The organism is Pimelobacter simplex (assembly GCF_024662235.1).
GTDB lineage: Bacteria > Actinomycetota > Actinomycetes > Propionibacteriales > Nocardioidaceae > Nocardioides.
In genome coordinates this window covers 5,642,206-5,654,510 of record NZ_CP096276.1, presented here as the reverse complement: position 1 = coordinate 5,654,510, position 12,305 = coordinate 5,642,206, and the positions used below count along the sequence as shown (strand labels likewise).

The window sequence follows — 12,305 nt, the reverse complement described above, 5'->3', positions numbered from 1 at the left end:
CCGTGGCCGAGCCGAACCCCAAGACCGCCCAGCGGCGTCCTCGTCTGGCGGTCGTCGTCGCCAACTCCATCACCGGCGACTCCCGCGTCCAGAAGACCGCACTCTCAGCGGCCTACGACGGATGGGACGTCCTCCTGATCGGTCGCTCGGCGACCGCACGGGTCGAGCGCACGTGGATGGGTCCGGTCAAGGTGCTGCGGGTGCCGGTCGACGACGCGCTCCGCAAGCAGGAGAACTACCGGCGTCGCAACACCGTGACCCGAAAGGCGATTCGGGCCGGCCTGATCAGCACCAAGGACGCCACCTGGGCCGAGGCCCGGCACCAGACCCAGGCTCGCGACCGGGACGCGCGCATGACCGAGGTCGGAGCGGTCCGTCGACTCGGCCTGCGGGTGGCCGGACGGACGGGACGGGACTGGCTCAAGCTACGGCTGCGCGCACAGTCCTGGGGCGAGGAGCACCTGCCCAACCCCGATCGGGCCATCGGCGAGTGGCGCCACGACACCCCGGTCGTCCTCGACCTCGACCGAGCGATCGGACCGGCCATCGAGGAGTTCCGGCCCGACGTCATCCACGCCAACGACATCACCGGCATGTACCCGGCGGCGATCGCCGCGAGCCGCATGCGGCTCCAGGGGCACGAGGTCCGCTGGCTCTACGACGCCCACGAGTACGTCGCGCAGATCGAGTGGCCCACCGAGCGCCTCCAGAGCGGCTACCCGCAGGTCGAGCAGGAGTTCATCGGCCAGGCCGACGCGGTGGTGACGGTGTCCGACGAGATCGCCGACATCCTGCGCAAGGATCACCGGCTGACGAAGCAGCCGCTGGTGGTGCTCAACACCCCGTTGCAGTCGGCCGTCGGCACGGCGCCCGACCTCTCCGTGCGCGCCGTCGTCGAGCTGGACGACGACGTGCCGCTGCTCGTCTACTCCGGCTACGTGCAGGCCAACCGCGGCCTCGAGACGGCCCTCGCTGCACTGCCCGAGCTGCCCGGCGTCCACCTGGCCGTCGTCACCAACCGCGACAACCCGGCGACCCGCGAGCTGTTGAGCCGGGCCCAGGAGCTGGGCGTCGGCGATCGTGTGCACCTGGCGCCGTACGTCGCACAGCACGAGGTCCCCGACTATCTCTCCAGCGCCGACTTCGGCGTGATCGTCCTCGACCGCACGCCGAACCACGAGATCTCGCTGCCCACCAAGCTGGCCGAGTACCTGCACGCCGACCTGCCCGTCGTCGTCAGCGACGTCCGCACGCTCTCGGCCTTCGTCCGCGAGCACGGCGTGGGTGAGGTCTGCACGGCCGGCGACCCGGTGACCTTCGCGTCGGCGGTCCGGGCGCTGCTCGCCGATCGCGGCCGCTACCTCGACAAGATCACCGACGAGCTCAAGGAGCAGCTCTCCTGGGAGCACCAGGCGGCGGCACTGCTCCAGCTCTACCGCGATCTTGCCGGCCTCACTCCACCCCCCGCCGACGTCCGGCCCACCTGGGACCTGACCGAGCGCTTCCGTCACGTCTCGACCGGCGCGAACAGCAACCAGCTCGCCACCCCCGAGGAGGGGCATCCCTGGCGCCAGCTGACCAAGGACACCCCGATCCGGTTGGGGCTGGGTCCGGCCAACTACGCCGGCCAGCTCGCCGCGATCGCCGGCGCGGTCACCGCCCACCGCGAGGACGTGTCCGCCGAGGTCACCATGCACACGAGCGACCGGTCCTTCGGCTACCCGGCTGATGTCTACGCCGCCAACTCCACGCTGCGACACCTCGACGTCCAGATGGCGCACCTGCAGCGTGCGCTCCCCCGCTACACCCACCTGATCGCGGACGCATTCCGTCCCGTGTTCGGCACCCTCAACGGCGACGACATCTCGGGCGATCTCCCCGCCTTGCAGCGGGCGAAGATCAAGGTGGCGCTGCTGGCGCACGGCAGCGAGATCCGCTCCCCTGCACGCCACCGCGAGCGCAGCCCGCACTCGCACTTCCACGACGTGCCTGAGCAGGAGACCTTCGACATCCTGACCCGCCTCTCCGAGCGGAACCTGCGGATCGTCGACTCCGTCGACCTGCCGATCTACGTCACGACGCCCGACCTCCTCGACGACGTACCGCGCGCCACCTGGTTGCCGCTGGTCGTCGACATCGAGTCCTGGACCACGAGCAACCCGATCATGGAGCGGCAGCGCCCGGTCGTGCTCCACGCACCCTCGCGCCGATGGACCAAGGGCACCGACCGCTTCCTCCCCGCGCTCGAGGAGATGGAGCGCAAGGGCCTGATCGAGCTGAACCTCGTGGAGGGCCTGCCGTGGCCCGAGATGCAGCGCCAGGTCAAGGCCGCCGACATCGTCATCGACCAGGTTGCCGTCGGCGCCTACGGCGCCTTCGCGTGCGAGGCGATGGCCGCCGGAAAGCCGGTCATCTGCTACCTGACCGACCACGTCGTCGAGACCGTCGGCGCCGAGATGCCGATCGTCAACGCGGCGGGCGCCGATGTCGCCGAGACGGTCGAGAGGCTGCTCGCCGACCGTGACGCGACCCGCGAGATCGGCGCTGCGTCGGCTCGCTTCGCTCGCGAGGTGCACGACGGGCGGCGTACGGCCGAGATCCTCGACGGCTTCCTGCGCTGAGGGGTGCGGGTGGCCGGCCCTGCGCCACGCCGCACCACTCGGCGGACGTTCAGGCCGAGCCTGCCGCCTCGAGCTCGGCGAGCTTGCGCACCGCTCCGGCAACGCTGAAGACCACCTCAGGGCCTTCGATGCGTCGCGCCAGGTGCCACCCTGCCCAGGTCGTCGCCAGGTCGAGGCAGATCACCAGGTCAGCCTGGCGGAACTCCTCGCGTACCTCGGGCGACCAAATGGAACCGGCCGCGAACAGCAGGGCGTTGTCCCCGGAGTACTTGTCGGGAGCCAGCTTCAGCAGCCGGCGGTCGAGCCGGCGCATCGCCTTGAGGCGGCGGCCCGCCGGCGGTCCCGATCGGCGGCGCCCCCGGACGCGACCCTCGACCACGCGGCGTCGCGGCCGCAAGGACGGACCGAGCACCAGGCACCGCCGGACCGGAAGCGGCTCGGCGGGGCGGCGGAGGACCGCCAGGGCGAGATCCATGTCTTGCTCGGCGAGCGCCTCGAGGGTCTCGGCGAGCCAGGCTTCGCTCATCCGGCTCGTCGTCGACAGCAACAGGACCTTCACGACCCCTCCTCGACTGCAACTGCATCGAACAGCACGGCCATCCGAGGGGCGAACTGCCGACTCCGCTCGTACTGCTCGGCATGTGCAGCGCATTGGCGGCGGACCGATTCATCAGCCTCGCGTGCGGCGCGGCCCGCGTCCTCCAGTGCCTGCGCGATGCCCTCGGGCGTCAGATCGGCGGCCGGGAACCACAGGGGGTAACCCTCGAGCACACGGGCCGAGTCACCGCCGGGCTCCTGGACGGAGACGATCGGGAGCGCACTCGCCATGTACTCGTACACCTTGCCGCTGGTGACGTACCGGCCGGCGCCGATGATCAGCAGCAGGACGTCGATCTCCTCGAAGACGGTCCGGACGGCAGCTTTCTCGACGGGTCCGGCGTAGTGGACGCCGTCGTCGCTCTCCTCGAGGAGCTGGGCCAGCGCGGCGTCCTTGACCGCGAAGAAGCCGAGGTGGCCCCACAGCTTGGCCTCGGCGTTGGCAACCTCGCCGCCGCGGGCTCGCGCTGCCCGCCACCCGTCGCGGAAGGCGACCAGCGGGACCTTGGGAGTCAAGGTGCCGAGGTACCCGTAGGTCAGGGGACGTGCCGGGTCGGCGGCATGCAGCACCGGTTCCGGCGCCAGCCCCGGGTCGTAGCCGTTGGGCACGGAGAAGATCCGGTCCGCCGAGGCCGGATAGCGCTCGGCGTAGTCGGCCCGGAGCGGCTCGTTGACGAACCACACCTCCAGGGCGTCGGCCACGAACGCCGCCTCGAACTCGTGGACCCTGGGGTTCGGGTTCTCGGTTCCGTCGAACACGTCGACCGTCCACGAGTCCCGCTGGTCGAGCACGAAGGGGATGCCCAGCTCGCCGTGCAGTCGGTGGGCCGCGCCCACGCTGACGTTCGGGTTGGCGGTCGCCACGGTGAGCTGGATCGGGTCACGGGCGTGGATCGACCTCGCCGCCGCGACGAGCGGCTCCAACCAGCTGCCGTAGTTCGCCTCGGGGAATCCCTTCTGGTCCTCCTCGACCCGACGCAACGTCCACGCGCGCGGGTGCCGTGCTCGATCGCGGTCCCAGCGCCGCACGTCGAAGTCCATCACCGGCCACTCGAACGGAATGCGCACCACCTCGACACGAGAATCGATCCGGCTCTCGAGCGTGGGGTCGGCGAGCGTGTAGCGATAGAACGCCTCGCGCTCGCAGGTCAGCACGGTGACCCGGAAACCTGCGTCGACCAGCGCATTGGCGGTGGCGAGTGCGCGGTAGACACCGCTGCCCCGCGAAGGCGGGAAACCCCACGCGATGTAGAGCACATGGGGGGCTTCGCGAATCACTCCACGGACCCTAGCAGTGCCCGTGAGGTCATGATCTCGCGCCGGCTGCGGCGCTCGTCCGCCGTGGAACGTCCGGCAATCGGCGCACGATCTCTGGCGCGAGCGAGAGCGCGTACTCCTTCGAGAGGTGGGAGTAGTCGCGGTAGACGATGACCGAACCCACCTGCGGGTAGCACCACCTCCGGTCGCAGAAGCGGTCGGTCAGGTCGAGCAGCCGGATCCCCCGGCCATCGGCCTTCCGGCCCGCGTCGGTGATCGGCCGCTGCGCCGGCAGGCCCTCTCGTCGCGGCACCGCACACTGCAACGGATCCTGGTGCTCGGCCAAGCAGGTCGGCACGTAGTCACCGCTGGTCCGGGGCACATCGGCGAGGACGATCACCTCGAGCCCGGCATCGCGCCAGCGCTGCCAGAGATCCACGAACCCGTCGGTGGCGGGGTCCGCCAGCGTGGCGTCCTCGGGTTCGGCGTACTCATAGGCCGTCGAGTACGACGCCACGACCACGGCGTCCAGGGACCTGTCCGCACGCAGGGTCCGATCGAGCTTGCGGACCCAGGCGGCACAGTCGCGCTGGTAGTCGGCGTCCTTCTCGCTCGGCAGCACCCGGAGAGCCAAGGTCGGAGGGCAACTGGTCTTGGCGAAGGTACGGATGTGCCAGTCCTCCCGAGCGCCGACCTCATCGAAGGCCGGGAACCAGGCCCCGGCGTGCGAGTCCCCGACGAGCGCGATCTCACGGCGCGCCGAACCGGCATCGACGCCCAAGTCGCAGCTGCGCAGGTCGGTCCCCTCGAAGCTCGCCTGGCAACCCGGGTAGGCGATCTCCTCCCGGTTCTGGCGCGCGACCTGGACCGGCCCCGGACGAGCGGGGCCCTCTCCCACGACAGAGGGGCAGTCGTTGCCGGGGTCGAGAGCCCCCGGACCCGTGCACGAGGACGGACTCGGCAGCGCGAACTCCTGCTCGGCCGGAAGAGCAGCCCGCAGGCCGGCCGCCGCGGCCACGACCACAGCCATCGCCGCCGCACCCACGACGAGCACGCGGGGCACCGGACGCAGCAGGCTGCCTGTGCGCAGCGGATCCTCGACGAGACGAGTGCTCGCCCAGGCCAGCAGCAGCGTCAGGGCGAGGATGCCGAGCTTGCCGTAGCGATCCAGCTCGTGGCCCAGCGCGAACGGTGCGACCACGATCAATGGCCAGTGCCAGAGGTACACGGCGTACGAGAGGTCGCCGATGAAAGTCACCGGCCGCCACGACAGCCACTGCGGAGCGGCCCGGGTCCTCGCGTGCCCGGCGAGGAGCACGGCGATCGTTCCAGCAACAGGGACGACCGCAACCCAACCAGGGAACGGCGTCGCGTCGTCATAGGTGACGCCGGCGACGACGATCGCGGCCAGTCCGGCCCACGCCAGTCCAGCACCGAGATGCCCGCCGAGCCGCTCACGACGCCACAGCAGACCCGCCAGACCGCCGGCAGCGAACTCCCACATGCGGGTGAACGTCTGGAAGTACGCGGCACCCGGGTCCGCAGCGGTCAGCACGATCGACCAGGTCAGCGACAGCACGACCACCACGCCGAGCATCACGAGCAGCCACCGGCGGATGCGGTCCGCGGCCACCGGGGTCTGGTTCCTCCGGGTCACCAGCGCCAACAGCGCCGCGATCGCCACCGGCCAGACGAAGTAGAACTGCTCCTCGACCGACAGTGACCAGTAGTGCTGCGCGACCGAGGCCGACTCCCCCATCGCCGAGTAGTCCACGGCGTCGAGCATCAGCACCCAGTTCTGGACGTAGAGCGAACTGGCCACGACCTGGCGTACGTTCGTCGGCCACTCGGTCTGCGGAACCCACGCCCACACCAGGACCAGCGACACGAGCAGCACCAGGAGCGCCGCCGGCAGCAGCCGCCGCACCCGTCGAGCCCAGAACCTCACGACGCGCAGGCGTCCGGTTCCTGTCGCCTCCTGCGCCAGGTGACGGGTGATCAGGTAGCCCGAGATCACGAAGAACACGTCGACTCCGACGTAGCCGCCGGACAACCGAGCCGGGGCGAGGTGGTAGACGACCACCAGCAGCACCGCGACTGCCCGGAGCCCCTGGACCTCCGACCGGAACTCGCTGTCGTGCCGCGTCATCAGAACACCCGGCGCAGCACCGGCACCTTGCGGGCGATGATGCTGACGGAGAACGCGAGCACGACCACGGCCAGGTACATCTGGATCTTCGCGATCGGACGCGGATCGGCATAGAAGTCGGGGTACCACCGCCGGAAGACAGCGACGAAGACCAGGTGACACAAGAACACGCCGAAGGTCGCGGCACCCAGGGTGCGCAGAACCCGCTGCGCCCGGTCCGGTAGGTCGATCCGACTGCACAGGTCGATCACGCACACGAAGAGGCACACCGAGGCGATGGTGATCAGCGGGCTGAAGTAGGCAACCGGGCTGAGCGCCTGAAGCCAGGTGTGGTCGGGACGGACGTCGTACTGCCAGATCGACTCGGCCAGCAGGACCACGGCCACCGCTCCGGTCCACAGCCAGCGCCAGCCGTGTCGTTGCGGCTCACGCCAGGCGTAGCCGGCCACGAACAGGCCGATGTAGGGAAGGAACATGATCACGATGTTGTCGCCGCGCGGGCGGGGCGAGCCGAGCTCGGTGGTGATGCCGGGCAGCGCGAGGATCACCGCGGTCCATGCCGAGGCCACCACGGCCGTGACGGCAGCCCGGCGCTGCCCGCCCTCGGCCAGGAAGGCCGCCAGCACCGGGGCGACGAGGTAGAGGCCGAGGATCAGCCACAGGAAGTACAACGCCGTGTAGATCCGGCCATCGATCAGCTGGACCAGGACGGCCTCGACCGTGGGCCGGTCGGACTGGATCGCCCGGCGCACCAGCAGGAGATAGACGAGGTGCCACACCACGAGTGCGGGGAGCAACCGAAGCGCCCGCTTGCGGAGGAAGACTCCGGGACCGCCGACGTGCGCCCGCGGGCTGAGCAGCAGCGCCCCGCTGATCATCACGAAGACCGGGACGCACCAGGTGCTACCGATGTCCACGATCACGGCGAAGGACCAGGTGGGGGTCCCGCGCAAGCGCTCCTCACCGAGGATCAGGCCGAAGATGTGGATCGCAAGCACACCCAAGATGGCCATGATCCGCAGGACATCGAGGTCCCACCGGTACGTCCGGTGGTGGTTGTCGTCCGAGACCGCTGTCGTCACCGGCGCAGCCTAGCCCGCGCGTCGCATGACCTCAGCGTCGGCGGAAGCGCCTCCGCGCCCAACGGCCTCGTGCGGGCTCGGCCCCCAGCCGCGCGTCGAGCTGCTCCAGCTCGCGCAGCGCTTCATCCCGCTCGGCGAGGGCATCCCCGACGCTCTCCTTCAGCTTGCGGACACGCTCACGTCGACGCTGGAGCGCCGCGCGCAACACCGTCACCTGACGCTCGGTCGCCGCGAGCCGAGCCTCGGGGCTGGGCAGCGGCCACCCGGGGTACCCGGGGCCGAGCGACCGCCCCGGTCGCTGGTAGAGCTCCTCGAGCCGGAGCCCGGTCACCTCGACGCCGTGCTCTCGCTCGACGTAGGACGGACCTGCACGGCCCAACCGTGCCCGTCGCTCCGGGTCGCCCAACAGATCGCGCATCACGTCGGCGAAGGTGTCCGGGGCGGCGCTGACGACCGGGAGGTCGGGGTGCCGCTCACGAACCTGGTCACGGATCCGAGCGACCGCGACCCTGCCGAGAGCCATCGCCTCCATCGAGGTGACCCCGACATCACCGCCGAGGACCTTCTCGACGACGATGTCGGCGCGGCTCATCCGGGCCAAGGCCTCGGCATTGCTGACGCCCTCGATGAGGTCGAGATCGAACTCGACGCCCTCGGCACGCAACCGGTCGAGGCCGGCGACGATCATGTCCGTGCCCTTGAGTGCCCGCCTGCTCGGGGCATGGACGACGAGCGGGCGCCGTCCGTCGGTCGGGAGAGGCGTAGCGACCAGGCCGGAGGTGTCGATCACCTTGGGCACGTAGACGGCGTCCTCGGCGTACGCGAGATCGAGCACGCTCCCGACAGTCATGTGCGAGGCGTAGGAACGGATGATCCGCAGCCGATCGGCGATCACGTCCTCGTGACTCGGCATGTCGCTGAACCGGTAGAAGCTCCACTCGTCATCCGCGATGTGGTGGCTTCGCAGCCGGACGTCGGTGCCGTGGAAGGTCATGACGACCGTCACGCCCATCCCACGCCACATCGGCAGGTCCCACATCGCAGGGAGGCCGATGCGCTCTGGAACCAGCGAGCGCGCGTAGTGAAGGTGGACGACGTCGAAGCCTCCGCGGAAGGCATCGTGCAGTGCCGCGACATAGGCCTCCGGCCCGGCCGTGACGTCGATGCGCCGATCACACGGGTAGTCGAAGACGCTGGTGCCGTACTCCCAGACCTCGACCTCGTGTCCGCGCGCACGCAAGCCCTGCGCCAGGCCCCACGCCTGGTTCGCGATGTTCACCGGCGCTTGGAGCACACGCATGCGTGCGAGACTAAGGTCCCGGGTGGCGCTCCGTCAGCAGATCCAGCAGGTAGCGCCCGTATCCGCTCTTGACCAGGGGCCGGGCGAGCTCCTCGAGCCGGGTGTCGTCGATATAGCCCAGGCGCCAGGCGACCTCCTCGGGGGCGCCGACCTTGGTGCCCTGCCGGGCCTCCAGCGCGCGCATGTAGTTGCTCGCGTCGTTGAGGTCGTCGAAGGTGCCGGTGTCGAGCCAGGCCGAGCCGCGGGGCAGGACCTCGACCTGGAGCCGGCCCTCGTCGAGGTACATCCGGTTGAGGTCGGTGATCTCGAGCTCGCCGCGGGGGGAGGGCTTGAGCTCCTTGGCCTTGGCGACGACGTCGGAGCCGTAGAAGTAGAGCCCCGGTACGGCGTACCGGCTGCGGGGGCGCTCGGGCTTCTCCTCCAGCGTCAGGGCGCGGCCCTCGGCGTCGAACTCCACCACGCCGTACGCCGTCGGGTCGGCCACGCGGTAGCCGAAGACCGCCGCGCCGTCGAGGTCGGCGAAGCGGCGCAGGCGGGTGCCGAGGCCGGCGCCGTAGAACAGGTTGTCGCCGAGGACGAGGCCGGCGCCGCCGCCGGCGAGGTGCTCCTCGCCGATGAGGAAGGCCTGGGCGAGCCCGTCGGGCGAGGGCTGCACGGCGTAGGTGATCGTGATGCCGAGCCGGCTGCCGTCGCCGAGGAGGCGGCGGAACTGGTCGGCCTCGTGCGGGGTCGTGATGACCAGGACCTCGGTGATGCCCGCGAGCATGAGCGTGGAGAGCGGGTAGTAGATCATCGGCTTGTCGTAGACCGGCATGAGCTGCTTGCTGACCGCGTGGGTGATGGGGTGCAGTCGGCTCCCCGTGCCTCCGGCCAAGATGATCCCGCGCATGTTCCTAGACTGTCACGCGTGCAGCGCCTTCTCGTGACCGGCGGAGCCGGGTTCATCGGCTCCAACTTCGTCCACCACCTCGTCCGGCACACCGACGCCACGGTCACCGTGCTCGACAAGCTGACCTACGCGGCCAGCCGGGAGGCGCTGGCCGGGCTGCCCGAGGACCGCGTGCGCCTGGTCGTCGGCGACATCGTGGACGCCGCGCTGGTCGAGCCGCTGGTGGCCGAGCACGACGCGGTCGTCCACTACGCCGCCGAGTCCCACAACGACAACTCGCTCAGCGACCCGTCGCCGTTCATCCAGACCAACCTGATCGGCACGTTCACGCTGCTCGAGGCGGTGCGCAAGGCCGACGTCCGGTTCCACCACGTCTCCACCGACGAGGTCTACGGCGACCTCGAGCTCGACGACCCGAAGAAGTTCACCGAGGACACCCCCTACACGCCCTCGTCCCCCTACTCGGCGTCCAAGGCGGGCTCGGACCACCTGGTCCGCGCGTGGGTGCGCAGCTTCGGCGTGCGGGCGACGATCTCGAACTGCTCCAACAACTACGGCCCGTGGCAGCACGTCGAGAAGTTCATCCCGCGCCAGATCACCGAGGTGATCGACGGCCGCCGGCCCAAGCTCTACGGGTCGGGCGAGAACGTGCGCGACTGGATCCACACCGAGGACCACTCCTCCGCCGTGCTCACGATCCTCCAGCAGGGACGCATCGGCGAGACCTACCTGATCGGCGCCGACGGCGAGAGGTCCAACCTCGAGGTGGTCCGGCTGATCCTGCAGCTGATGGGCCGCGACCCCGACGACTTCGAGCACGTCACCGACCGCGCCGGGCACGACCTGCGCTACGCGATCGACGCCGGGAAGCTGCGCACCGAGCTCGGCTGGCTCCCGCAGTACGGCGACTTCGAGGCCGGCCTGGCCGACACGGTCGCGTGGTACCGGCAGAACGAGGCGTGGTGGCGGCCCGGCAAGGACGCCACCGAGGCGGCCTACGCGGCCAAGGGCCAGTGACCGTGACGGACCTGAGCGTCGAGACCACGCCGATCCCGGGGCTGCTCGTCGTACGGCTGCCGGTGCACCGGGACGAGCGCGGCTGGTTCAAGGAGAACTGGCAGCGGGCCAAGATGGTCGCGCTCGGGCTGCCCGACTTCGGCCCGGTCCAGAACAACATGAGCTTCAACGCCGCCCGCGGCGCGACCCGGGGCATCCACACCGAGCCGTGGGACAAGCTGGTCTCGGTCGCCACCGGGCGGGTGTTCGCGGCGTGGGTCGACATGCGTGCGGGCGCGACCTTCGGTACGGCGTACTGGACCGAGGTCGACGAGAACGTCGCCGTCTTCGTGCCTCGCGGCGTCGGCAACTCCTACCAGGCGCTCGTCGACGGGACGGTCTACTCCTACCTCGTCAACGACCACTTCGTCGCCGGGCGGACCTATCCCGCGCTGCACCTGGGCGACCCGGCCGCCGCGATCCCGTGGCCGATCCCCCTCGACTCCCCCGACGTCGAGATCTCGGCCAAGGACCAGGCGAACCCCCTGCTGCCCGACGTCACACCGCTCGCCCCGCGCCGGACCCTCATCACCGGCGCCCGCGGCCAGCTCGGCCACGCCCTCGCCCAGGTCTTCCCCGACGCCACCCTGGTCGACCTCGACGAGCTCGACCTCACCGACGACGCGGCGCTCGCCGCCTGGCCGTGGGAGGACTACGGCCTCGTCCTCAACGCCGCCGCCTTCACCGCCGTCGACCAGGCCGAGACCCCCGCGGGCCGTCCCGTCGCCTGGGCGGCCAACGCCGCCGCCCCGGCCGCCCTGGCCCGGATCGCCGCTGAGCGCGGCATCACGCTCGTGCACTACTCGACCGACTACGTCTTCGACGGCTCCCCCGTCGAGGGTGGGCACCGCGAGGACGCGCCCTTCGCCCCGCTGGGCGTCTACGGCCAGACCAAGGCCGCCGGCGACCTCGCCGTCGCCGGCGCGCCCCGCCACTACGTCCTGCGCACCTCGTGGGTGATCGGCGAGGGCCACAACTTCGTGCGCACCATGGCCCGCCTCGCCGCCGACGGCATCGACCCGTCGGTCGTCGACGACCAGGTCGGCCGGCTCACCTTCACCGCCGAGCTCGCCCGCGCCACGCGCCACCTGGTCGACAGCGGCGCGGCGTACGGCACCTACAACGTGACCAACAGCGGCGAGCCGCGCTCGTGGGCCGCCTACGCCCGCCGGGTCTTCGAGCTCACCGGCCACGACCCGGCGCGGGTCAGCACGGTGAGCACCGAGGAGTACGGCGCCGGCAAGTCCCTCTCGCCGCGCCCGCTCCACAGCACGCTCGCGCTCGACAAGCTCGCCGGTACCGGGTTCGTCAGCACCGACGCGGACGAGGCGCTCGTCGCCTACCTCGGCTGAGC

General features: G+C 70.6%; 9 protein-coding genes. 3 read left to right on the top strand and 6 right to left on the bottom strand.

Annotated elements, in window-relative coordinates:
* Nucleotides 1-2 precede the first annotated feature (2 nt).
* Entirely contained in the window at nt 3-2,621 is a 2,619-nt protein-coding gene (locus M0M48_RS27705; RefSeq protein WP_257753608.1) for a glycosyltransferase, read from the top strand.
* Between the two features lie 49 nt (nt 2,622-2,670).
* On the opposite strand, the gene M0M48_RS27700 is transcribed toward M0M48_RS27705, so the two are convergent.
* The 6 genes from M0M48_RS27700 to rfbA are packed head-to-tail and all read right to left on the bottom strand — an operon-like array spanning nt 2,671 to nt 9,895.
* Entirely contained in the window at nt 2,671-3,180 is a 510-nt protein-coding gene (locus M0M48_RS27700) for a hypothetical protein (RefSeq protein ID WP_257753607.1), read from the bottom strand.
* Complete coding sequence (locus M0M48_RS27695) at nt 3,177-4,496, bottom strand: glycosyltransferase (RefSeq protein ID WP_257753606.1); 1,320 nt, start codon at nt 4,494-4,496, stop codon at nt 3,177-3,179. Before M0M48_RS27695 ends, M0M48_RS27700 begins: the two co-directional genes overlap by 4 nt.
* Before the next feature lie 28 nt (nt 4,497-4,524).
* On the bottom strand, nt 4,525-6,624 hold the full coding sequence (locus M0M48_RS27690) for an acyltransferase family protein (RefSeq protein ID WP_257754424.1): 2,100 nt from the start codon (nt 6,622-6,624) through the stop codon (nt 4,525-4,527).
* On the bottom strand, nt 6,624-7,706 hold the full coding sequence (locus M0M48_RS27685) for an acyltransferase (protein WP_257753605.1): 1,083 nt from the start codon (nt 7,704-7,706) through the stop codon (nt 6,624-6,626). Before M0M48_RS27685 ends, M0M48_RS27690 begins: the two co-directional genes overlap by 1 nt.
* A 31-nt stretch (nt 7,707-7,737) precedes the next feature.
* On the bottom strand, nt 7,738-9,006 hold the full coding sequence (locus M0M48_RS27680) for a glycosyltransferase family 4 protein (protein WP_257753604.1): 1,269 nt from the start codon (nt 9,004-9,006) through the stop codon (nt 7,738-7,740).
* A 10-nt stretch (nt 9,007-9,016) separates the two neighbouring features.
* Entirely contained in the window at nt 9,017-9,895 is an 879-nt protein-coding gene (rfbA, locus tag M0M48_RS27675; RefSeq protein ID WP_257753603.1) for a glucose-1-phosphate thymidylyltransferase RfbA, read from the bottom strand.
* Nucleotides 9,896-9,913: 18 nt separating this feature from the next.
* Here rfbA and rfbB point away from each other — a divergent pair, with 18 nt between their 5' ends.
* Together rfbB and M0M48_RS27665 are read left to right on the top strand one after the other, a co-directional pair.
* Complete coding sequence (gene rfbB, locus M0M48_RS27670; RefSeq protein WP_257753602.1) at nt 9,914-10,912, top strand: dTDP-glucose 4,6-dehydratase; 999 nt, start codon at nt 9,914-9,916, stop codon at nt 10,910-10,912.
* 2 nt (nt 10,913-10,914) lie between these two features.
* Nucleotides 10,915-12,303 carry a bifunctional dTDP-4-dehydrorhamnose 3,5-epimerase family protein/NAD(P)-dependent oxidoreductase gene (locus M0M48_RS27665; RefSeq protein ID WP_257753601.1) on the top strand — a complete coding sequence of 463 codons (1,389 nt, stop codon included), beginning with the start codon at nt 10,915-10,917 and terminating at the stop codon, nt 12,301-12,303.
* Nucleotides 12,304-12,305: the final 2 nt, after the last annotated feature.

Excerpts from the sequence above, each read along its gene's own strand:
- M0M48_RS27690 (WP_257754424.1), bottom strand. The coding sequence starts at position 6,624 with ATGACGCGGCACGACAGCGAGTTCCGGTCGGAGGTCCAGGGGCTCCGG.
- M0M48_RS27680 (WP_257753604.1), bottom strand. The coding sequence starts at position 9,006 with ATGCGTGTGCTCCAAGCGCCGGTGAACATCGCGAACCAGGCGTGGGGC.
- rfbA (WP_257753603.1), bottom strand. The coding sequence starts at position 9,895 with ATGCGCGGGATCATCTTGGCCGGAGGCACGGGGAGCCGACTGCACCCC.